Origin of the sequence: Nocardia mexicana NBRC 108244 (genome assembly GCF_001613165.1) — a bacterium.
Classification (GTDB): domain Bacteria; phylum Actinomycetota; class Actinomycetes; order Mycobacteriales; family Mycobacteriaceae; genus Nocardia; species Nocardia mexicana.
In genome coordinates this window covers 1-21442 of the sequence record NZ_BDBV01000104.1, presented here as the reverse complement: position 1 = coordinate 21442, position 21442 = coordinate 1, and the positions used below count along the sequence as shown (strand labels likewise).

General features: G+C 67.1%; 27 protein-coding genes. 15 read left to right on the top strand and 12 right to left on the bottom strand.

Annotation, left to right across the window (positions count from 1 at the left end; translation table 11 throughout):
• Positions 1-9 precede the first annotated feature (9 nt).
• Both NM1_RS33885 and NM1_RS33880 read right to left on the bottom strand, forming a co-directional pair.
• Positions 10-336, bottom strand: coding sequence for a DUF1048 domain-containing protein (locus tag NM1_RS33885; protein ID WP_068029670.1), 327 nt, complete (start codon positions 334-336; stop codon positions 10-12).
• A 1-nt stretch (position 337) separates the two neighbouring features.
• Positions 338-694 carry a DUF1048 domain-containing protein gene (locus NM1_RS33880; RefSeq protein WP_068029668.1) on the bottom strand — a complete coding sequence of 119 codons (357 nt, stop codon included), beginning with the start codon at positions 692-694 and terminating at the stop codon, positions 338-340.
• Positions 695-931: 237 nt separating this feature from the next.
• Between NM1_RS33880 and NM1_RS33875 the strand changes: the two genes are divergently transcribed.
• From NM1_RS33875 to NM1_RS33860, 4 genes are all read left to right on the top strand, one after another.
• The gene (locus tag NM1_RS33875; protein ID WP_068029665.1) at positions 932-1732 is read left to right on the top strand and encodes an ABC transporter ATP-binding protein; all 801 of its coding nucleotides are present in this window, start codon (positions 932-934) and stop codon (positions 1730-1732) included.
• The gene (locus tag NM1_RS33870) at positions 1729-2490 is read left to right on the top strand and encodes an ABC transporter permease (protein ID WP_068029662.1); all 762 of its coding nucleotides are present in this window, start codon (positions 1729-1731) and stop codon (positions 2488-2490) included. Before NM1_RS33875 ends, NM1_RS33870 begins: the two co-directional genes overlap by 4 nt.
• Before the next feature lie 571 nt (positions 2491-3061).
• Positions 3062-3628 carry a MauE/DoxX family redox-associated membrane protein gene (locus NM1_RS33865; protein ID WP_068029659.1) on the top strand — a complete coding sequence of 189 codons (567 nt, stop codon included), beginning with the start codon at positions 3062-3064 and terminating at the stop codon, positions 3626-3628.
• A complete protein-coding gene (locus NM1_RS33860) occupies positions 3628-4179 on the top strand; it encodes a TlpA family protein disulfide reductase (RefSeq protein ID WP_068029656.1) in 552 nt (183 codons plus the stop codon). Before NM1_RS33865 ends, NM1_RS33860 begins: the two co-directional genes overlap by 1 nt.
• 983 nt (positions 4180-5162) lie before the next feature.
• Here NM1_RS33860 and NM1_RS33855 read toward each other — a convergent pair.
• Entirely contained in the window at positions 5163-6179 is a 1017-nt protein-coding gene (locus NM1_RS33855; protein WP_068029694.1) for an AraC family transcriptional regulator, read from the bottom strand.
• 119 nt (positions 6180-6298) lie between these two features.
• Here NM1_RS33855 and NM1_RS33850 point away from each other — a divergent pair, with 119 nt between their 5' ends.
• The 3 genes from NM1_RS33850 to NM1_RS33840 all read left to right on the top strand — a co-directional run bounded on the left by NM1_RS33850 (position 6299) and on the right by NM1_RS33840 (position 9228).
• Positions 6299-7264 carry an NAD-dependent epimerase/dehydratase family protein gene (locus NM1_RS33850; RefSeq protein ID WP_246011528.1) on the top strand — a complete coding sequence of 322 codons (966 nt, stop codon included), beginning with the start codon at positions 6299-6301 and terminating at the stop codon, positions 7262-7264.
• Positions 7265-7408: 144 nt separating this feature from the next.
• Complete coding sequence (locus NM1_RS33845) at positions 7409-8536, top strand: MBL fold metallo-hydrolase (protein ID WP_068029649.1); 1128 nt, start codon at positions 7409-7411, stop codon at positions 8534-8536.
• 56 nt (positions 8537-8592) lie between these two features.
• Positions 8593-9228 carry a TetR/AcrR family transcriptional regulator gene (locus NM1_RS33840; protein ID WP_068029646.1) on the top strand — a complete coding sequence of 212 codons (636 nt, stop codon included), beginning with the start codon at positions 8593-8595 and terminating at the stop codon, positions 9226-9228.
• Between the two features lie 168 nt (positions 9229-9396).
• On the opposite strand, the gene NM1_RS33835 is transcribed toward NM1_RS33840, so the two are convergent.
• The 3 genes from NM1_RS33835 to NM1_RS33825 all read right to left on the bottom strand — a co-directional run bounded on the left by NM1_RS33835 (position 9397) and on the right by NM1_RS33825 (position 11976).
• Positions 9397-10221 carry an SGNH/GDSL hydrolase family protein gene (locus NM1_RS33835; protein WP_246011527.1) on the bottom strand — a complete coding sequence of 275 codons (825 nt, stop codon included), beginning with the start codon at positions 10219-10221 and terminating at the stop codon, positions 9397-9399.
• A gap of 250 nt (positions 10222-10471) precedes the next feature.
• Complete coding sequence (locus NM1_RS33830) at positions 10472-11698, bottom strand: TetR/AcrR family transcriptional regulator (RefSeq protein WP_169814367.1); 1227 nt, start codon at positions 11696-11698, stop codon at positions 10472-10474.
• Positions 11699-11787: 89 nt separating this feature from the next.
• Positions 11788-11976 (bottom strand): hypothetical protein, encoded by a 189-nt coding sequence (locus tag NM1_RS33825; RefSeq protein ID WP_068029637.1) that lies wholly within the window; start codon positions 11974-11976, stop codon positions 11788-11790.
• A gap of 231 nt (positions 11977-12207) precedes the next feature.
• Here NM1_RS33825 and NM1_RS33820 point away from each other — a divergent pair, with 231 nt between their 5' ends.
• From NM1_RS33820 to NM1_RS33810, 3 genes are all read left to right on the top strand, one after another.
• On the top strand, positions 12208-12714 hold the full coding sequence (locus tag NM1_RS33820; RefSeq protein WP_068029634.1) for a VOC family protein: 507 nt from the start codon (positions 12208-12210) through the stop codon (positions 12712-12714).
• A 61-nt stretch (positions 12715-12775) separates the two neighbouring features.
• On the top strand, positions 12776-13576 hold the full coding sequence (locus NM1_RS33815; RefSeq protein ID WP_246011526.1) for a MerR family transcriptional regulator: 801 nt from the start codon (positions 12776-12778) through the stop codon (positions 13574-13576).
• Positions 13577-13689: 113 nt separating this feature from the next.
• Positions 13690-14274, top strand: coding sequence for a class I SAM-dependent methyltransferase (locus NM1_RS33810; protein WP_068029630.1), 585 nt, complete (start codon positions 13690-13692; stop codon positions 14272-14274).
• Between the two features lie 45 nt (positions 14275-14319).
• Here NM1_RS33810 and NM1_RS33805 read toward each other — a convergent pair whose 3' ends face one another.
• The 4 genes from NM1_RS33805 to NM1_RS33790 form a co-directional block, all read right to left on the bottom strand.
• Positions 14320-14502 carry a hypothetical protein gene (locus NM1_RS33805; RefSeq protein ID WP_068029628.1) on the bottom strand — a complete coding sequence of 61 codons (183 nt, stop codon included), beginning with the start codon at positions 14500-14502 and terminating at the stop codon, positions 14320-14322.
• 178 nt (positions 14503-14680) lie between these two features.
• Positions 14681-15010, bottom strand: a complete 330-nt coding sequence (locus tag NM1_RS33800) for a hypothetical protein (protein WP_068029625.1) — start codon at positions 15008-15010, stop codon at positions 14681-14683.
• Positions 15011-15122: 112 nt separating this feature from the next.
• On the bottom strand, positions 15123-15419 hold the full coding sequence (locus tag NM1_RS33795; protein WP_068029623.1) for a putative type II toxin-antitoxin system PemK/MazF family toxin: 297 nt from the start codon (positions 15417-15419) through the stop codon (positions 15123-15125).
• The gene (locus tag NM1_RS33790) at positions 15406-15630 is read right to left on the bottom strand and encodes a hypothetical protein (protein ID WP_068029620.1); all 225 of its coding nucleotides are present in this window, start codon (positions 15628-15630) and stop codon (positions 15406-15408) included. Before NM1_RS33790 ends, NM1_RS33795 begins: the two co-directional genes overlap by 14 nt.
• Positions 15631-15784: 154 nt before the next feature.
• Between NM1_RS33790 and NM1_RS33785 the strand changes: the two genes are divergently transcribed.
• From NM1_RS33785 to NM1_RS33775, 3 genes are all read left to right on the top strand, one after another.
• Positions 15785-16570: an alpha/beta fold hydrolase gene (locus tag NM1_RS33785; RefSeq protein ID WP_068029617.1), complete on the top strand. Its 786-nt coding sequence runs from the start codon at positions 15785-15787 to the stop codon at positions 16568-16570.
• A 71-nt stretch (positions 16571-16641) separates the two neighbouring features.
• A complete protein-coding gene (locus NM1_RS33780) occupies positions 16642-17385 on the top strand; it encodes a crotonase/enoyl-CoA hydratase family protein (RefSeq protein WP_068029614.1) in 744 nt (247 codons plus the stop codon).
• 170 nt (positions 17386-17555) lie between these two features.
• A complete protein-coding gene (locus NM1_RS33775) occupies positions 17556-18662 on the top strand; it encodes a glycoside hydrolase family 183 protein (RefSeq protein ID WP_068029611.1) in 1107 nt (368 codons plus the stop codon).
• Between the two features lie 82 nt (positions 18663-18744).
• On the opposite strand, the gene NM1_RS33770 is transcribed toward NM1_RS33775, so the two are convergent.
• Entirely contained in the window at positions 18745-19137 is a 393-nt protein-coding gene (locus tag NM1_RS33770) for a GNAT family N-acetyltransferase (RefSeq protein ID WP_068029607.1), read from the bottom strand.
• Between the two features lie 198 nt (positions 19138-19335).
• Between NM1_RS33770 and NM1_RS33765 the strand changes: the two genes are divergently transcribed.
• Positions 19336-20049 carry a class I SAM-dependent methyltransferase gene (locus tag NM1_RS33765; RefSeq protein WP_068029603.1) on the top strand — a complete coding sequence of 238 codons (714 nt, stop codon included), beginning with the start codon at positions 19336-19338 and terminating at the stop codon, positions 20047-20049.
• 11 nt (positions 20050-20060) lie between these two features.
• Here the strand turns inward: NM1_RS33765 and NM1_RS33760 are convergent, their stop codons facing one another.
• On the bottom strand, positions 20061-20663 hold the full coding sequence (locus NM1_RS33760; protein ID WP_068029601.1) for an alpha/beta hydrolase family protein: 603 nt from the start codon (positions 20661-20663) through the stop codon (positions 20061-20063).
• A gap of 301 nt (positions 20664-20964) precedes the next feature.
• Here NM1_RS33760 and NM1_RS33755 point away from each other — a divergent pair.
• Positions 20965-21442: acyl-CoA dehydrogenase family protein (locus NM1_RS33755; protein WP_169814366.1), on the top strand; the 478-nt coding region annotated here is incomplete at its 3' end.

Below are 21442 nucleotides of genomic sequence, written 5' to 3'. Positions count from 1 at the left end.
GGCGCGGGATCATTTCTTCCCCTTGCCGGCTTCCTCGCTGACGGACTCCTGGTAGACCTCGGCGTAGGTTCGGGAGTCTTTGATCAGGTCGTCGCAGAAGGCCGCGACGTCGCTGCCGATGAGTTCGATGGCGCCCTTGCCGGATGCGGCGCCCTCCTCGAAGAATTCGCGAATTCCGGAGAGCAAGGTGCCGTCGGCGAGCCCGACCGGCCCGACCTTGAAGTAGTACTTCTGGATCTCCTTGTAGACGATCTGATAGTCGGGTGGGAGCGCCTTGACCCGCGCCATGTGGGCCCGCCACTCCTTCTTTTCTTCGATGATGTCGCGAATGCCCACCCTATTCTCCTAGCCGGCTCAGTTTTCTCGCCACGTTCTTGTTCAGCTGATCGCGCCACTTGTCGCGATAGCTCTTGGCACCTTCTTCACCGGCGAGTGCCGCGCAGAAGGCTTTGATGTCGTCGCCCACCGCCTCGCGGATGGTCTGACCGTCCGACGCTGTTTCCTCGAGGAGTCCGAGGGCCCCGTCGAGAATCGGCATCAGGTTGCGACCCGTGAAATCCCCGTAGGCGAAGAGATTTGCCTGGATTTCTTCCCATGCCGCTCGATACTCGACCGGCAGCGCTTCGGCTCGAGCTTCGAAGGCCTTGTATTCCCGGGTGAGATCGCTCCCTGTGATCGTCTCCCAAAAGTTCATTTCCCGCTTCCTCGTGCTTCCAGACGCGTGATGAGAGGTGCACTATTCAGCGTTGCTGACTACTGGTATACAGTAACACAGAGTAGAGGGGTCGGCCATCCCGTATCGCCAGGCCGGACGGCCGCACGAGGTGGGCTTGCGCGGCAAGTATTCAGTGTTACTATCTACCAGTAGTGAGTAACACTCAGTAGGTGCCGGTCCGCGGGCAGGGCAACGCCATGAAGGAGGTAAGTAACCATGACGACGCAGCAAGCCGCCATTCATGTGCAGGGCCTGGAAAAGTCGTACAAGGATCTGCACGTGCTGCGCGGCGTGGACTTCGAGGTGGCGCGGGGCAGTATTTTCGCCCTGCTCGGCTCGAACGGCGCGGGCAAGACCACGGTCATCAGAATCCTGTCCACGCTGCTGAAGGCCGATGCGGGAACGGCGACCGTGAACGGCTTCGACGTCGTCAGCCAACCGGCGGAGGCGCGCGAATCCTTCAGCCTCACCGGACAATTCGCCGCCGTCGACGAAATCCTCAGCGGGCGTGAGAATCTCGTGCTCGTCGCCCACTTGCGACGCCTGAAGAACCCGCACCGGGTCGCGGACGACCTGCTCGAACGCTTCTCGCTGACCGATGCGGCCACGCGGCGGGTGTCGACGTACTCCGGTGGCATGCGCCGCCGGCTCGATATCGCCATGAGCCTCATCGGGAATCCGCCGGTCATCTTTCTGGACGAGCCGACGACCGGACTCGACCCGCAGGCGCGCATCGAGGTGTGGCAGACGGTCAAGGCGCTCGCCGAGCGCGGCACCACGGTGCTGCTCACCACGCAGTACCTGGACGAGGCCGAACAACTCGCCGACCGGATCGCGATCCTGCACAAGGGCCGAATCATCGTCGACGGCACCCTCGCCGAACTCAAGCAGCTCCTCCCGCCCGCAGAGGTCGAGTACGTCGAGAAGCAGCCGACCCTCGAGGACGTCTTCCTCACCCTCGTCGGTGACGACGTGAACGCCGCGGCATCGGCGCAGACGAGTAAGGAGCAGCAATGACAACGCATTTCGTCGGCGACACCGGCTATCTGCTGGGACGATCCCTGCGCCACATCGCGCGCAGCCCGGACACCATCATCACGACGGCGATCACGCCGATCGCCATGATGCTGCTGTTCGTCTACGTCTTCGGCGGCGCGATCGATACCGGGAGCGATTCGTATGTGACCTACCTGCTGCCGGGCATTCTGCTGATCACGATCGCGTCGGGCATCTCCTACACCGCATACCGCCTGTTCATGGATATGCAGAACGGCATCGTCGAGCGGTTCCAGTCCATGCCGATCACGCGGTCGTCGATCCTGTGGGCGCACGTGCTGACCTCGCTGGTCGCCAACGTGATCTCGCTCGTGGTCGTCGTACTCGTCGCGTTGCTCATGGGATTCCGTTCCGGCGCAGGAGTTCCGGCGTGGCTCGCGGTCGCCGGGATTCTGCTCCTGTTCACCCTGGCGCTGACCTGGCTCGCCGTAATCCCCGGCCTCACAGCGAAATCCGTGGACGGCGCGGGCGGATTCTCCTACCCGCTGATCTTCCTGCCGTTCATCAGCTCGGCGTTCGTGCCCACCGACACCATGCCCGGTCCGGTGCGCGCCTTCGCCGAACACCAGCCGGTGACCTCCATCGTGAACACCGTCCGCGACCTGCTCGCACAGCAGCCGGTCGGTGGCGATATCTGGATCGCACTGGCCTGGTGCGTCGGCATCCTCGCCGTCGCATACCTGTTCGCCATGCGGACCTACCGCCGCAAGGTCGCGTGATCGAGGAATTTGACCCTCACGTTGCGTGAGAGTCAAGCCGTGTGGGGCGCCTGGTGACGAGGGCCTTCCGCAGGTCCGGCGAACTGGTTCTGCGAATTTCCTACGATTTTCGCCGCTGGTCGGCTGCGATGGGCGAGTAATGCGCCCTTGTGTGGTGCGGACTGGCGGCGTAAACCACGGCGTCGGCCCATCTTGGGATGGCCATCATCGCCGGTGCCACGACGACACAAACGAGTGGTTGGTCGAGCGGTACTTGGACTAGTGATGTACGCCGTCGGTGGGCACACATTCGCTCTACCGAAACCAAATAAGTTGAGGGATACCTGACGGCTTCACCGACGGACACGCCCAACTGGTGGAGGTGCTGCGAGTATCGGCGGTCCTGGGCGTGCGCGTTGGAGCAGAAGCGTCGTGTTGGCGGGTAGATCGCCTCGGGAGGGGCGGGTGTCGCGAAGCGAAGGGACTTACCTCGTGTGATACCTATTGCGCATCGTGGTCGGTGTGCAGAGTGGCGAGATGGCTTGTCGGGCGCAAGGGGTCATCGTGCGGTGTTGTCTGGAGGTTGGTTGAGGTGAATGCGGCGTCAGCGGGCGTGGTGCCGGTGCTGATGGTGGTCTTGCGGCTGCTGCTGGCGGTCCGGTTGCTGGTCAGTGGCGCCGCGAAGCTGCGGCAGCCGGCCAGCACGCAGGTGGCCGTGGCGCGATACCGGCTTCTCCCGGAACGGATGGTTCCGCTGGCCGCGGCGTTGTTGACCGGCGCCGAGATCGTGGTCGGGCTGGCCCTGCTGACCGGAGTGGGTGTGCGAGGCGCGGCAGTCGGCGCGGCGATGCTGCATCTGGCGTTCGCGGCAGGGATCGCCGCCAACCTGACCCGGGGCCGCTCCTTCGACTGCGGCTGCCGCGGCCCGCACCGCCGCCGTCGTATCAGCTGGAGCCTGGCCGCGGAGAACGTCATCGCGGCCCTCGCCGCAGTAGCCGTTGCCACCCTCCCATATGTGCCGGTCACCGGCGCCGACAACCTCGCACTCGCCTTGGCCGCGGTGACCGGGCTGGTGATCATCGGCCTGGTCACCGCCGTCGGTCGGCTCACGACCGGCTCGCGGCGCTTCACCGACACAATGGCAAGGAGTTCGATCTGATGTCGTGGCCCTGGATCGTGGTCATCGTGCTGCTGGTCGTCGCGGTCGCCGCCGAAGGGCTGCTGCTGATCGGGCTCATGGCCAGGATCGCACCAGTACTCGAGCAGGCCGAAAACGTGCTCCGGCAACAGTCCGTCCTCACGCCGACCGCGGGAACAGCGCTACCCGAGGTCGACCTGCGCGGCCGCGACGGGCTGCCCATGGACCCGGCTCAATGGCAGGGCCGCCCACGGGTCCTGGTATTCGTCAGCGTGTCCTGTCCCGCCTGCCACGACCTTCTCGACGACATCCGCCATACCCCGATCCCGGCGCCCCGCATCGCAACCGTGCTCATCACCTCCACCGACGCCGTCCGCCACCTCTACGACACCGGGTTGCCCGCCTGGCTCACGATCGCAGGCGACGACAACGACGAATTCACCAACGGCCTCGGTATCGACGCCACACCCCTCGCGGTACTGATCGACGAGCACAACCGAGTCCGCACCACCTCGATACCCAGCACCGTCGACGACCTCGTCCACCTCACCGAATCAACGATTCCCGCCTAGACACCCACGCCCCCAACATTCGATCACCGCCGATGGGCGTGCACTCCGGGAACTTGCACTGAAGGAATGCACTAGGGGCAGACCGGTTCCACCGGGCCACGGTCGCCAGCCCGTGGCGTGCCGACCGCAGCCGTGACAGCGTCACCCCGACCAGTCAACGGGCACCACCGCGTCCTTCACTGCTGACCTGAGCATTGCCGGCATTGTTGCGGGACGTCGATCCGATAACAGTTGCTGCACGCACTTTGGCTAACCCGGCACGGTGGTCCGCAGACCCTTCTCGTGCACGCGCGGCAAGACTCCGCGGCGGCCGGTGGGGCCGTTGCGGTCAGTCCGAGCATCGCCAACGCTCCGGCCGCCATGCTCGATCCGGTAGCGCGCAGCATCCTGCGCCTGTTCATCGGTCCGAGTCGGCCGGATTCCCTGCGAATCGTCACTGCGTACCGCCTTCCGGCGAATCGGTGCACCCCTGCCCGGGAGCGGGCACGCTGCACGAGCGATCAGACATACGGATCGAGACACCAACAATGGCGCACGCAACGATAGCCAGAAGCTATCCACCGGGGCCGGAGTACACGCCGAACGTTGCGTATCCGACCGTCGCTTACGCGCGCCCGGGCGTCCGCATCTCGAGGCCACACCTCCGGCGCCCACTGCGTCGAGATCTTCGCGAGATCTCGATGGTCGTGGAATTGATGCCACAGCCGCCGAAATCACCTGAAGGAGCTCTGTAACGCCGCTCACAAGGTTGTTCGGGCTGGCCGGGGAGCGGCCGCTCGAACGCATCACCCCTCACTCTGCCCGGTGCCGTCAGATTTCGCCGATCGGCAGTCGCCGATATCGGCGACCTGGCACAGGTAGCGGCGGCGTTGAAAGGGCTGGCCGCACAACTCGGTGGCCTTCCACTGGGATCGGCGGCATCGGCGAGCTGTTGGTGCCACTGGGGGTACGCCGCTGGGACGGCTGGATCGAGCAGCGGCGGATCACAGGCTCTCGGGGTGGCGGTAGGCGCTCGGTGGAGTGCCGTGCCAGCGGGTGAACGCGGCGGTGAAGGCGGATGTGGCGTTGTAGCCGAGGCGGTGTGCGATCTGGTGGATGCTGAGGTTTCCGCTGGTGAGTAGCTCGTCGGCGAGAGCCCGGCGGACGTCGTCGACGAGGTGGCGGAAGGTGATGCCCTCCTCACCGAGGCGGCGCCGCAGGGTGCGGGAGCTGAGGTGGAGCTGGTCGGCGACCTCCTCGATACCGGGCATGTGACCGGGGGTGCGCACCAGTATCTGTCGGACCGTGCCGGTGTATCCGGTTCGGGCGCGCCAGTGTTCGAGCAGATCGTGGCATTGGGTTCGGGTCAGCGCAGCGGTGTGGGTGTCGGCTTGCGGAAGCGGGGCGTCGAGCAGGGCCGCCGGAATCTCGAGGTAGTTGACGTCCGCGTCGAAAACGGGTGGGGCTCCGAGGAATTCGGTGAAGGGTGTCACCGAGGCCGGTGCGGGCTGGCGCAGGTGGATGGCCGCCGGGGCGGTGGGCAGGCCGCCGACCTCGCGGGCGACGGTGACGACCGAGGCGATCTCGCGCTGCACCAGGAAGGCCCGGACATCGTCGGGGACCGCGTGGTCGTCGAAAATCATTCGTACCGTGTCGTTGTCGACGTGCGGGCTGATGTCGCAGAAGGCCCAGGTGAGTCCGAGGAACCGCACCCCGAGTTCGAGGGCTTCCCAGCCGTCGCGGCAGCTGGCCAGCGCGAACCCCCAGACGCCGTGGGTGGTCACATGGTATCGGCGGCCGGCTTCCAGCCCGAGCGCATCGACGTCGGGCAGGGCCGCTTGCAGGTTGCGCACGATCTGCAGCTCGGCTCCCGCCGGTACGGCGTAGTCGGGGTCGTCGAGCTGGTCAGCGGTGATCCCGGTCCTGGTCAGGCACACCTCCGTCGGCACGCCGTGGTCACCGCCGACGCGGACCAGCAAGGCGGCGCTGGCCGGTGGCCTGAGCTGGTCGGTAGTGATCACGGCATCATCCTCGGCACTGCGTCCGGAAATCGTAACGTGCTGGCCCGGCATCGGCTGGAGCGATCGGGTGCCCGCTGGGCATGATTCTCGGAACCTGTACGGCGGGCGAAAGGCGGCATGTGACCAAGGTTTTCATCACCGGTGCCAACGGATTCATCGGCCGTGCGCTCGCAACACGCCTGGCGGCCGCGGGGCATGAGGTGTGCGGGACGGACCTGCGCGCTGATCCCGCGCGCGGGGTCGTGGCCGGTGACATCAGTTCCCCTGGGAGATGGCAGGATTCGGTCGCCGGGGCGGAGTGGGTGATCCACACCGCGGCGCTGGTGTCCAACCGTCCCGATCTGGAGACAGCGTGGCGGGTGAACACAGCCGGAACCCGCGCCGTCCTCGACGCCGCGGCGACCGCCGGATGCACCCGATTTGTGTACGTGTCGTCGGTGCGCGCGTTCTCCGACCTCGGGTTCCCCGACGGTGTGACCGAGGAGCATCCGGTGCGGCCCGACGGCAACCCGTATGTCGACACCCGGGTGGCCGCGGAGCAGGTCGTGTTGCAGGCCCACGCGGCCGGGCGGCTACCCGTGACGATCGTCCGCCCGGCCGACGTCTATGGTCCCGGATCGCGCCCGTGGACGGTGCTGCCGGTGGCGATGATCAAGGCGGACCGATTCGTGTTGCCCGCGATGGGCAGGGGCATCTTCAGCCCGGTGTATATCGACGACCTCGTCGACGGAATCCTGCTCGCCGCGGACTCGCCGCATGCCGTCGGGCAGGTGTTCACGCTCGGCGGCGGTGTGGGCGTGTCCTGCGCGGAGTTCTTCGGTCACTATTACGCGATGCTGGGCAGGCGCGGCCCGATTGTCGTACCGACACCGGTAGCGCTCGCTCTCGCGCGGGCGATGAGCACGGCCGCTCGGGTTTGCCGCGCAGATAGCGAGGCCAACCCGACCGCGGTCCGGTATCTGTGCCGCACCGGCACCTATTCGATCGAGAAGGCGCGCCGCACGCTCGGCTACGAACCGAAGGTCGACCTCACCGAGGGCATGACCAGGGTGCGCCGATGGCTGGCCGACACGGGGAGGCTGTGATGCGCGACCCGGTCACCCACGCCGCCTGTCACACCAGCACCGCCGCCACCTTCACCCCAGCTCGACATCCGGCACACCGCGCCGGGCGAATCCCGCAAGCCGGGCCACGCGCCCGGCGACCACGACAGCTCGAAGGAGGTCTCGATGACCCACACCCGCACCGATGAACTGGCCGCGATCGGCGCCCGCCCGATCCCGGAATTCGAAGGCGTCCACGATGTTTGGCCGCGTGGGGATCGACTGGCCGCGGTCCGCGCCGCGGCCGAAACGTACAAGTCGCGGTTCGTCAGGCAGGGCCGGATCAAGGCGGTCAAGTCCGTCGATATCGCTGCCGCGCCTTACCCGGTCGCGTTCGCGTTCCACAATGCCGTCGACGTCCCGCATCTGCCGCTGATCGCGATGATCAACCGGATGGTCGTCGTGCAGTACGACGACTTCGACGGCCGGCACCGCACCCTCGTCTTCGAGCCCACCGTCGCGGCCGGCTCGGCCGAAGCACCGTTCTACGCCCGCCTCGACCGGCTCGCCTCGAGCATCCCGGGCGGCCGGAGGATCTCACAGGCATTGTTGCTGAAGTACTACAACGAACCCGGCGACGTCCTCACCGAACTGGGACTGTCACCCGAGCACATCGACTTCTGTACCTTCGACCACCTCCACGTCCAGGACCCGCGCATGATCCTGGGCAGCACCACGCTCGTTCCCGGCGAAACCCGGCCTCGCGCACCGATCTTCGGCAACGCCAAAATGCTCGTGCACCGCCGCGAGCTGGCCACCCTGGAATCACTGCACCCGATGCAGTGGGCCTGGTACGTCGCCGACGGCCTGGCCGGAGTAGACCCCGACAAGTTCGTGCGATTCGACGGCGACATCGAACTCGGCCCCGGCATCGCGCTGCTGTGGACACCGGGACACACCGACGGCAACCACTCCCTGGCCATCAACACCCCCGACGGCGTCTGGATCTCCTCGGAAAACGGCATCAGCCTCGATAATTGGCAACCCGACCTGTCGAAGATTCCCGGCCTGCGCCGCTACCACCGGACCTACCGCCGCGAGATCTGCCCCAACGCCAACACCCTCGAGGACTCCCTCGACCAATACGACTCCATGATCAAAGAGAAGACCATGGCCGACCGCTGCCGCCGCGACCCCCGCTGGCTGCAGATCCTGCCGTCCACCGAACTCGCCGACTGGAAACGGTTCTGGCCCATCCGCCCCACCTACGCCCACGGCGGCATCGCCTACGGCACCCTCACCGCCACGACCTGACCCCTGCCGCCGCGACGCCGAAGGACTCCCTGCCACATCTCAGGCCGGAACATGCGATGCCAACCAAAACCGCAGCACACCATCGCCACCCGACACAGGAACGCGCCAAAGCAACCCGGCAGCACATCCTCGACACTGCCGCAAAGCTTTTCGGACAGCGTGGCATCGCCAACACCTCCACCAACCGCATCGCGGCCGAAGCCGGAGTCAGCATCGGCACCGTCTACCGTCACTTCGCCGACCGCACCGCGATCGCCGACGACCTGCTCGCAGGACTGATCGGCACCGTCGAATGGTGCTTCACCCAACGCCTGCTCCACATGTCGGGTGAGACCACCGAGGAGCTCATCGCCGACATCCTGCACACCCTCACCGACGAACTCGTCGCCCACGCACCACTGGTACGGGCACTGGTAGCCACCGTGCAGTTCCCCACCAGCGGCCTACCCGAACTCGAACCACGCCTGCACACCCTCACCACAGCGCTACTGACCCGAATCCTCGGCCCTGCCAACCACAACGACTACGACACCATGGCTTTCGTGCTCGTCAACACCGGCTTCGCCGCCGTACTCCGGACGGGCGTGATCGAGACCGGCAGCACCGAACGGCACGAGATCCTCGACATGACCGCACGCATGATCGCCGCCTGGATCGAAGCTGAACACAAACCTGGGGCAACACAAGGGTGATCGCGAATCACCCAGGCGCGCCGCCGGAGCCGCCGCTTACGTCCGCGAGATCCTGCCCAACACGGAGAATCTCACGCGGGAGACAGAACTGGCCACGGTCGTCGGCGCTGCGGATACCGGCACAACCTGCCGGTCCGACAGCCGGTGGCCGTCGTGCCCTCGCCTTCGTCAATAGGATGACGACGCCAGCAGGTCGATGTCTGCGGCGCGCACGTAGGCCGGGTATTTCGGTGCCAGGCCGTCGCCGGACGAGGTGCCCTTGATCCGGCGCATGATCCAGGGAGCCAGGAACTCCTTGGCCCACACGAGATCTTCGCGACGCCTCGCCCGGTCAGACCGCGGCGGGACGGAGGGTAGGGGCGCGGGGTGCAACGGGTCCGGGAATCCGAGCACCTCCAAGACCGCGGCGGCCATGCGTTCATGCCCGGCGGTGCTCAGGTGCAGTCGGTCCCACGACCACAGGCGCGGGTCCGCGAAATCGCCCATCCGCCAGAAATCGACGATCTCGGCACCCAGGTCGTCGGCGAACTCGCGAATCAGTTCGTTGTAGATGGCCATGCGCCCACGCAGCATCCGATAGATCGGATTCCAGGTGCCGTCGAACGCGGTGAACACGAGCACCCGGGCACCGGTCGCGCGCAGCGCACGAACCATCTCGGCGTAGCTGTCGACCAATTGATCGAGATCCACCTGCGGTCGCAGGATGTCGTTGCCACCGGCGGAAATGGTGACGAGATCCGGCCGCAGCGCCAAAGCGTGGGGCAATTGCTCGTCGACGACGCCGCGCATCAACCGGCCGCGTATGGCGAGGTTGGCGTATTCGAATCCGGGATCGGTCCGGGCGAGCGCGGCCGCTACCCGATCTGCCCAGCCCCGGGAGCCGTTCGGGTATGCGGGGTCGTCGTCGCCGACCCCCTCGGTGAACGAATCACCGAGTGCGACATACCGTTTGAGCTGCGTGCCCCGCACCCTGGTCTCACCTTCCGGTCTCACCCTGTCACCTCGCTGGTTTCGCGCGCATCGCTCACGGGCCGACCGAGAGCAGTCGACTTCCGGCGCGCCCAACCGCGGAGTCGGGGCCACACGGCGAGCGTCCCGGCCGTTCGGGGCCCTACTCTGACGCAGAGATAGCTCGCTACGCAACCGTAAGTTACTCACCGCTAAGCAAATGGCGATTGATGGAGTCTGAGACTCCTGCTCGAATCCGCGTTAAGTTCATTGCGGATAACGTAGAACACTGTCTCTACGTAGGGTCGGCAGAAGCGTCAGCGAAGGCGATCCGGTCCCCGATCACGACCAGCGCATCCACCAGGCCCGGGAGCCCGGCGATCCTCGGATTGCGAACGGCGTCGATGACCATGGTGGTGATCGCCTGGACCCGTACGCGCGCCACCGCAATCGGCAATTCGGGCCGTGCGGCCTGGAGCAGCCGCGCCCACCGCACGATTCCGTCGCGATGTGCTCGCCGATACCGCGCCGACAGCTCCGTCGGCAGATGGCCGACCTCGCTGACGGTGGTGCCGACCAGATCCGGCTGTTCCGAGGCGAACTGCGCGAAATACCGCAGCAGTAGATGCAGCGACTCGCGGGCGTCGCGGCCCTCGGCCAGCGCTCGCGAAGTGTAGAGGCGGATCCACTGGTCGTTGCGCTCGATGATCTCGTTGAGCAGCTCGGCCTTGCTGGTGAAATGGTGATAGACGGCGGGGCCGGAGACTCCGACCGCCCTGCCGATGTCCTCGACCCCGACCGCCGCATAGCCTTGCGTGTTGAACAACCGTGCCGCCGCCGTGATCATCCGTTCCGGGCGCAGCATCCGATCGAACTCGGCGTCGCCCTCGTCGATCGGCGCCCGCGGACCGGTCGGCACCCTGCCGGGCGCGACCGGCAGCCGCGCGTCCACGACCGCGGCGACGGCATCCTCGAGCACCTCCACGAACACCGGGCCGGACAACTCCACCCGGTGGTATGAGGGACTGACAGCCACCGACAGAGCGCACCAGCTCAGCAACTCCACATCCGTGGTCCCCAACTCACGACGATCCACCACGATCGCGGTCCGCAGGAACCCGGTCAACCGCACCACACGAGCCAGGACGGCCATACGGTCCGCCGCCGCGAGACTGCGAAACTCCAACTGCCACAACCTCGGCAGGCCCCGTAGCTCCAGCGACACCCGCACCAGTTCGATCACCACGCCGTTCGCGCTGTCGTCGGAGCCCGACGCCCTCGCCAGCCGATCGAGCGTGGTGTCCAACCCGTCGAGGAAGCATCGTCCGAGCAGGTCCTGCTTATTGCGAAAATGCCGATACACCGCGGTGCTGGAAATGCCGACCGCCCCCGCGATATCGGCCATCGATGTTCCGTGATAGCCGTCCCGGGCAAACCGCTCGCCCGCAGCCCGCACTATCGCCTGCCGCCGGTCACGCGGCCGACGCCGCTTCGGCTGCCGCACTGGATCGCTCCTCGTCATCGGCACCAGTGTGACCCACCCCCACGGCTCCGCGACCATGAGCCGTCTGCTGGCCGGGCAACCAGCTCCGCGGTCGGGCCGACGGAGGGTCAAGGGGCGACGGCCCGCGCGCAGATCCAGGCAATAAGCCGTTCCAGCGGTCCGCGACCGAATGTGAGAGTCCAGGTGGTCGCGGCGGTGATCGTCATGATGAGGAACAGCGGGAGCAGCAGGCTGCTGCCGGATCCGATGCTGCCGCCGAGCGCCCAGATAGCGAGGATGTGCGCCTCCTCGGCCATGCCAGCGGCAGCGATGACGAACCCTCGATCTGTGGGTCGGCGAACTCGGCGCCGAACAACAGGCCCACCGCTACGAAATTTCTACGAATTCTGCCCGCAACCCGCCCCACGCTGCCTGCACTCGCCAACGATATGGTCCGCTTCCAGCATGTTTATTGCCTCACCGGTACTCGCCATGACTAGCCAATCAACCCTTGACCCTCACGCAACGTGAGGGTCGACGATGGCCGCATGACCGACACCTACTCAGCCTTCGAGATCAGTCCCGTACCCGTTCCCGGGCCCGACGCGGTGGCTCCCGAACCCTTCCGCGGCATCTACGGGATGCCGATGTTCGTCACGGTGCCGACTCCCGATTTGGCTGTGTCCGTTGACTTCTGGAGCCGCGGGCTGGGTTTCATCGATCTGTTCTCGGCTTCGGGGCAGGTGACGCACCTGCGGCGGTGGGCGTTCCAGGATGTTCTGCTCGTCCCGGGCGAGCGTCCGGCCGCGGCACCGGCCGTGAGCGTGAGCTTTTCCTGCGTACTGAGCCAGATCGACGAGATCGCCGCCGTGTGTGCGGAACTGCGGCCCGGCTGCACCGCCGGACCGCGGACGATGCCGTGGGGTTCGGTGGAGCTCGAGATCACCACCCCGGAAAACATCCGTGTGATCATGACGGCCGCGCGGCCCTACGACCCCGCCGGTCCGCAGGCCGACTACCTCGATTCCGTCGGAATCCCGGCACCCGGCCAGTGACCGGTGAGGCCCGCTCCGGTGCGCGGTGAGCAAATGCTCCAGGGCTGCCAGACTGGACGGTGTGACCCGAGAGTACGAGGAGGGGCGCACCGTGGGCGACGTCGCGTCGCGCCTCGGCGTCACCGTGCGCGCCCTGCATCATTGGGATGCGATCGGCTTGGCCAGGCCGTCGGGGCGTACTCGCTCCGGCTATCGGCTCTACACCGATGCGGACCTCGCCCGGATCCATCGGGTGCTGGTCTACCGCGAGTTGGCCGTGCCGCTCGACGAGATCGCCAGCCTGCTGGACGCATCGGCGACCGATGCGCTGGCATCGCTGCGCACCCAGCGCGATCAATTGCGCGAGCGCGTCGCGCGGCTGCAGCAGATGGGTGACGCGCTCGACCGCATGATCGAGGCTCGCAGGTCCGGAATTCTGCTGTCGGCCGAGGAACAGCTGGCGATCTTCGGCCGGGACTGGCGGCCCGAATGGGCCGAAGAGGCGCGCGAATTGTGGGGCGACACCGCCGAGTGGGCGCAGTACGCGGAACGCGCCGCGAATCGGACCGCCGAGGACTGGCGGCAGATCTCCGACGATGTCGAGGTGCTGAACGCCGATCTGGCCGCGGCCCACCGAGCCGGGGTGGCGCCCGGATCCGACGAGGCGAACGCGCTGGCGGAACGGCACCGCGCCTCGATCGGCGCCCACTTCGACTGCACCCACTCGATGCAGGTCTGCCTGGGCCGCAGGTTCATCGCCGACCCGGATTTCGCCGCCTTCTACGACTCCCTCGAGCCCGGCCTGACCCTGTGGTTTCGCGACATCATCGACGCCAATGCGCGCGCCCACGGCGTCGATCCGGAATCGGCAACGTGGACCTGATGGCGGCCCGGACCGGAAGACATTGGCGCACAAGAACCATGGACGCCGAGACCCTTCGAAGTTAGGCTTACCTAAGCTGCCAATTCGAGGAGGGCCCCGTGCCGACAACCTGGATGGATACCGTCATCAGGCAGACCCGCCGAGTCGGATCGTTCCCGTTCCCACATCAATTCGCGTTCGTCTTGGACAACCCGATTCGCCGGCTCCTGTCCAACCCGGGCGGCCTCGCCGACCGGCTGGAGCTGGAAGGGGCGGAGCATGTCCTGGAGTTGGGCCCGGGCCCGGGATACTTCAGCGTGGAGGTGGCCCGGCGGCTGCCGCACGGCCGGCTCGACCTGTTCGATATTCAGCCGGAAATGCTGGACAAGGCCCGGCGCAACCTCGAGCGCGCCGGCTGCCGCAACACCGGATTCCATGCCGGAGACGCCGGCGCGGGACTGCCGTTCGAGGACAGCGCATTCGACGTCGCGTTCCTGGTCGCGGTCATCGGTGAGGTGCCGGACAAGTCGGCCTGCCTCCGCGAACTCGCCCGCGTCGTGAAGCCGGGCGGGGTGCTCGCATTCCAGGAGATATTCCTCGACCCGGACCGCCTGAGCGAGCGCGAACTGCGCGATCTCGTCGAGGGCGACGGATTCGAATTCCTGGATGCCCGCGGCAGCATTTGGGAGGACGTCGTGCGTTTCCGGCGGATCGGGTGAATCCGCCCGCCGGGCGAGCGGACAGCAACCCCTGCCGAGCCGATCTCACCCGGCACGCAGCGGTGGAATGATCCAGAAGTCGCTCTCGGATATCGGCGGCATCGGCCGGGTATCTTCGAACGGGTCCACGCGTAGCAGGGCAATGAACTGGTCAACGGTGTAGCCGGCCGCGAGGATGTCCGAAAGTAGTTGTTCCGCAGCCGTCTTCTGATCGAGCAGTTTGGGCATCAGCGCTCCCCCTGGAGACTTCACCGAACAGATGCGATAGCGGGCCGCGGGGGCAATCGCGGCCCGCTCTGCAAGGTGTCTCGCGAGGAGACGGCCCAAGCTTAGCGAGTGTCCAGCTAACTCCATGCCATTTTCGGCCGGAAATATCGGACACATTCGGAGCACCGGGCGCAGGGGCTCACTGCAGGCATTCCGAGACGATTTTCTTGGTGGCCTCGCGGGCCTTGTCGGCATCGCCCTGGCTCAGGCCCATGGCGGCGGGATCCGAGGTCTGCGCGTTGGTCCCGGGCTTGGTCATGATCTTCAGGCCGTCTTGCGAAATGCCCTCGTTGACATAGTGTTCGGCGGCGCAGTCGGCCATCTTGGTGTCCTTGAGGCCGCTGTCCTGCAGGGCCTTGGACAGGTCCGCCTGGGTGATCTTCGACTCGTGTTCCGAGTGGTCCGACCCGCCGCATGCCGCCAGCAAAGGCAGCGCGACGAAGGCGGCGGCAATCAGCGAAATCCTCAACGGTTCCTCGATTCTCGCAATGTGGTGTGTCGGGGCGGCGGCACAACCGCCGTCGTGATCCTGCCGTATTGCGCGGTCCGGGAACAGTCGGCGACTCGAATCGGCTGATGGCTCACAAATCCATCGCGGCGCGCAGCGCCGTATCGAGCCGCTCCAGGGTCTCGGTATCGACCTCACCGATGCGTTCGGCGAGCCAGCCTCGGTAGATGCGGCCCAGGTTCCCGGCATGCACCCAGCCGTGGTCGGGTACGGAGACGGCGAGAATGTCCAGCGGGTCCTCGTCGACCACCTCGGCCGCGATCAGCCAGGGGCGCGGGGATTCATTGATGCCGTCGCTGGAGATGAGGACGACATTGCGGCGCCGGGGCGAACCGTGCGGGTTGTAGATCCACAGTTCACCCCTGCGCACGCATCGCCTCCTCGGCGGCGATCAGCTCGGCCTCGTCGGCGGTCGCGAGTTCTGTCGGTTCCGGTCCGGGGACGCAACCGGTGCGCACCGCCTCGCGCCGGGCGGCCCGGGAAATCCACGCGGACGGGGACATTCCGGCACGGGCTGCCGCTTGCTCGGCGTACGACCAGGACGCCGCGTCCAGGGATAACGTCACCTTACGGGTAGCCATACCATTTATCGTACCCGCGATCGGGTGGGTGCGGCCATGTCTCCGAACCGGCTTGTGACCGGGCGGAAACCGGGGCGTCGGCCCTGTTGGCGTTGCGTCAATCGTTGCTACTGTGGGCGGCGGTCCCATCATCGGCGCGGGGAAGTTGAGGAGCATGCTGAACCACCACCGAGTCGGTTCGGGCGAACCATTGGTCCTGGTCCACGGCGTCGGCAGCCGCTGGGAGGTGTGGGAGCCGGTCATCGAAACCCTCGCGCAGTCGTTCGAGGTGTTCGCCGTGGACCTGCCGGGTTTCGGCGGCTCCGATCCGCTGGAGTCCACCACCGTCGACACGCTCACCGACGGGCTCGCCGCATTCCTCGACGAGCAGGGCCTGGAGCAACCCCACCTGGCGGGCAATTCCATGGGCGGGCTGATCGTGCTGAATCTGGGCGCACGCGGTCTGGCGCGCTCGGTGACCGCGTTCTCGCCGATCGGATTCTGGTCCGTCGCCGGGCGGGTGTGGTGTCAGCAGGCGCTCGGCCGCTCCAAGAGCCTGGGTCGTCGGATGCGACCCGCGATGCCGACGCTGCTCGGCACGGCCGCGGGGCGCACCGCCTTCCTGAGCCTGGTGTTCGGCAAGCCGTGGGCGGTCGGCACCCGGGTCGCGATCGACACCGCCGCGGGGGCCATCGACGCTCCCGGATTCGATGCCGCCCTGGCCTCTTTCGCCGATGCGCGCCTGCAGGACGGCGGCCGCCTCGACCGCATCCCGGTCACCGTCGCGTGGGGCAACCGGGACATCCTGCTGACCTACGCCACCCAGAGCCGCCGGGCCCGCGCATGGCTGCCCGACGCCCGCCACCTGACCCTCCCCGGCAGCGGCCACACCCCGTTCTACGACGATCCCGCCCGGTGCGCCCAAATCCTCCTCGATCAACTGAGCACCGGGCGGGAATGAGGCCGCTGCGGCCTGAGAGACTTGCCGTGCCTCCCCGGGGCGGGGGTGGGTAAGACGTCAGGAGTCCAGTGATGAGCAATGTTTCCCTCACCTTCGATGGTGACCGTGCCTATGTCGCACTGGACCGCGCCGACAAACACAACGGCCTGACCATCGAGATGCTCGGTGATCTGGTCAAGGTGGCCCGGGTGATCGGCGGGCGCGACGACATCCGCGCGGTGATCCTGACCGGCAACGGGCCCAGCTTCTCCAGCGGCCTCGATATCGCCAAAGCGGTCGGCGATCCGCTGACCATCGTGCGCAACTTCGTACCGATCCCGTGGCGCGGCACCAATACCTTCCAGGAGGCGTGCTGGGCGTGGCGGCGGCTGCCGCAGCCGGTGATCGCGGCCGTGCACGGGCATTGCTACGGCGGCGGACTGCAGCTGGCGCTCGCCGCCGATATCCGGTTCGCCACCCCCGACGCGGACTTCTCGGTGATGGAGGCCAAGCACGGCCTGATCCCGGATATGACCGGCGCGGCCACCCTGTCGCGGCTGATCGGCGTCGACAAGGCGCTGCTGCTGACCATGACCGCCGATCCGGTCGACGCCGCCTACGCCGAGCGCATCGGCCTGGTCACCGAGGTGACCGCCGACCCGCGGGCGGCGGCGGAGAAGCTGGCAGATCGGATCGCGGCACGCTCACCGCACGCGGTGACAAGCGCCAAGCGGCTGTTCGACCGCAGCTGGCATGCGGGCGTGCGGCGCACCCTCGGCATCGAGCGCGCCACACAGTTGCCGCTGCTGGTGCGGCAGGCACTGTCGAAGAAATAACAATTCAGCCCAAAGATAGTGCTTTACCCCGAAACCTGGTGAGACAAACCGGTTCCGCGCCGATTCGCTGCTAGCATTTGCTCGCTCGTGCCAGCCAGTCGATTTTCGAGTGCGGCGTCACAAGCTCCACCGGTGCGCCGTACCCGCTTGGATCCGGAGGGCTCACCGACTTGACCAGGACCGTCTCCATCCTGCTGTCTGCGATAGCGGGCGCCTCGGCCGTGCTGCTGACCGCCACCGCTCCCGCCGCGGCAAATCCCAATGCGATCAATCCGTTCCCGGTGCTCAACGGCACCAACGGCCTACCGCAGTTACCGGGCCGCACCGATGCCGTATTCCAGGTGACCGGCCTGGCCAGTCCCAACCGGACCGAGAGCTACAACGTGCTCGGCACCGACCTGGGCATCATGTGGGACAACGGACACGGCGAAATGCTCACCGCTTACGGCGACAGCGCCGGATTCGGCCTGCCCAACCTGCTCTCCGGCAGCACCTGGGCCTGGCGCAGCAATATCCTGCTGCGCAGCCACACCCAGAATCCGGTGAACGGCATCTTCTACGACAGCGTGGTGCGCGATATCTTCGGCCAGGCCCGGGATCTGATCCCCAGCCCGAAGATTCCGTTCGTGGAGATCAGCCGCATTCCCACCGCGGGCATCGCCGTCAACGGCGTGCAGTACATGAGCCTGATGTCGGTGCAGAGCTGGGACGACGTCGGCGAGTGGACCACGAACTTCTCCGGCCTGGCCGCCTCCGCCGACAACGGCGAGACCTGGGCCGACCTGGGCTTCACCCGGCGCCCCAACGAGGGTGGGAACGCGAAGTTCCAGATGAACGCCTTCGCGAAGGAGGGCGACTGGGTCTTCGAGTACGGCACGCCGTCGGGCCGCAACCAGGCCGCCTACGTGGCCCGCGTGCGCGCCAACGACATTCAGAACCTCGGCGAATACGAGTACTGGGACGGCGGGCGCTGGGTCAAGGGCGATGTGAACGCGGCCGCCCCGATCGCCGGCGGCGTCGGCGAGCTGTCGGTCATGTGGAACGACTACCTCGGGCAGTACCTCATGCTGACCACGGACCCGTGGAATTCGGTGGTGATGCGGCGCGCATCGTCACCGGAGGGCCCGTGGACCGAGCCGGAGGTGCTGATCGACACCCGAGAGCTGCCCACGGCCTACGCCCCGTCGATCTTCCCCTACCAGACCGGCCGCGACCTGTACTTCCTCACCACGGTGCACAGTCAGTACAACGTGCTGCTTATGCGCACCACGCTGTAGGACGGGTCCATCTGCCCGGATCGGTTTCCGCGCCGGGATCCGGCGCGGGGTGTCGTTCACGTGCTCGGTCGGCGAGCCCTGCTCACAGTGCGATCAGCCCGGCGTCTGTCGGGCGGAATCCACAGGCGTCGAAGTAGAACGGCTTCAGCTCCGGATCGAAGTCGACATGGAACCAGGTGCATCCGGCCTGCGCGGCGGCCTCCGCGCAGCGCCGCACCAGTTCCGTGCCGATCCCGCGGTGCTGGTGATCGGGCCGCACCTTCGGATCGAGCAGGAAGGCATGGCAGCCGCCGTCGGAGACGACGTTCGCGAATCCGATCAGGGCGCCGTTCGGCGTGCGCGCCGTCATCCATCCGAAGCTGTGCGGGCGTACCCGGTCCCACCACCCGGGTTCGGGCGCGCCACCGTGCGACACGGTCAGGTCCACCAGTTCGGAGTCGGATGCGTCTGCGCGCCAGCGATAGTCGATGTCCACACCGAGATTCTTCCGGGGTGCACAAGCAGTTTTCGGACCGCGTGCCGCCGTGCGGTTCGGTCAGCGCCACCGATCCGATGTCGGGCAGGTCTGCGCGCCGTGTGTGGCCGATGTCCGCACCCGCAATGGTTCGGTATCGGCGCCCGACTACCCGCCGGTCGGCGGTGGCGCGGGCGGCGCGGCCCATACACTCGGTGCATGGACGCGGCCGACTGGGATGCGCGGTATGCGCAGAGCGAATTGGTGTGGGGCGCACCGCCGAACGGGACCGTGGTCGAGCACGTCTTCGGGCTGGAGCGGCGGACCCCGCTGCAGCCGGATGCGCCCGGTGAGGCGCCGCCCGCGCTGCCGCGGGCGCTGGATCTGGCCTGCGGGGAGGGGCGCAACGCGCTGTGGCTGGCCACGCACGGCTGGCAGGTGCGGGCCGTGGACTTCTCGCAGGTCGGCATCGATAAGGGCCGCACGGTCGCATCGCGGCTGTCGCGGTCGGTGCGCGGACGTATCGCGTGGCAGTGCGCCGACGTGACGGATCTGGACGCCGCCGGGATCACCGGCCCGTTCGAGTTGATCCTGCTGACCTACCTGCACCTGCCCGAACAGCAGCGCCGCGCCCTGGTCCGGGACGCCGCCGACCTGCTCTCACCCGGCGGCACCCTGCTGGTGCTCGGCCACGACTCCACCAACCTCACCGAGGGGCACGGCGGCCCGCAGGACCCGTCGATCCTGTTCAGTCCGAACGATGTGATGGCCGACCTGGCCGCGGCGGGCGACCATATCCGCATCCGCGTCGCCGACCGCGTACTACGGCCCACCGAGGCGGGCGATGCCATCGACGCCCTGGTCGTCGCCGTCCGCGCCGTCCCCGACCTGGAACAGCAGGCCATCTCGGTAAACCCGGCCGAGGGTACGTAATTCGTTGCGGCTCAGTGGCTTTCGCTCCACCGGCGCAACCACGGCTCCACGGTCTCGGTGATCAGGTCGAAGCCGCCGCGGAACGAATGTGGTTGGTTGGGGACAACTTTCACCTCGGCCGCGTCGGCGGCGTCCGGGATTCCGAAGGGGTCGCGGGCGCCGTTGATCACGACGACCTCGATCGGCCGCGCGGCCAGTAGCTCGTCGCGGCGCGTCTTCTCCGGCTTCCCCGGCGGGTGCAGCGGGAACGACAGCGCCACAACACCTTTCGCATCGGCATCGATTGCGGTGCGGCAGGCGACCCGGGCCCCGTTGCTGCGCCCGCCCTGGATCAGGGGGACCCCGCGCACCTTCTTGCGCAGTGCGGCCACGATCTCCAGCCAGGCGGCATCCTGCACGCTCGTGGAACCGGGAGCGCGTCGTCCGGCGGCCCGGTAGGGCTGTACGACGCGGGCCACCGCGCCGCCGAGACCCGCCGCGCAGTCGCGCACGGCGAGCAGATCCTTCGCGTCGACCCCGCCGCCCGAACCGTGGGTCAGCAACAGCAGGAACGCCGCCTTCCTCGGCTTGTCCAGCTCGATCTCCGCGGGTCCCGCACTCGTCTCGATGCGCACGCCCAACGGTAACCCGCAGCCCTCCGGACATCGTGAATATGCGGTGCTACCTGGCCTGTTCTGATCTCGGTGGATATCGCCGACCGATGCTCGGAGGCGCGGATCCGGGCGTGACCAGGCCGAAACGCCGGGACCGGACTGTTCATCGCGTCACATCCCCCGCTCAGTCCTTTGAAGGATCCATTACCCGCCGGTAATATACGGTGTAAGTTACCCGCGAGTAGCAGGTTGACGGCTACCCGGTGGAGACAACGGGCGGGAACGGGACAACCGGACCGCACCAACCTCAATGGAGAGAAAAATGGGTCACTACAAGAGCAACGTCCGCGACCTGGAGTTCAACCTCTTCGAGGTCCTGGGCCTGGGTTCGATCCTGGAGAGCGGCGCATTCGGCGATCTGGACGCCGACACCGTCAAGGAGATGATCAACGAGGTCCGCCGTCTCGCCGAGGGCCCGCTGGGCGAATCCTTCGCCGACGCCGACCGCAACCCGCCGGTCTTCGACCCGGAGACGCACACCGTCTCGCTGCCCGAATCGTTCAAGAAGAGCTATCGCACGCTGCAGGACGGCGGCTGGGACTCCTTCGCCATTCACCCAGAGCTGGGTGGTCTCGAGTTCCCGCGCTCCGCCTACTGGGCCATCGCCGAGCTGGTGCTGGGCGCGAACCCGGCCGCGTTCATGTACGCCGCGGGCCCGGGTTTCGCCAACATCTTCTTCAACAACGCCACCGAAGAGCAGAAGAAGTGGGCCAAGATCGCCGTCGAGCAGGGCTGGGGCT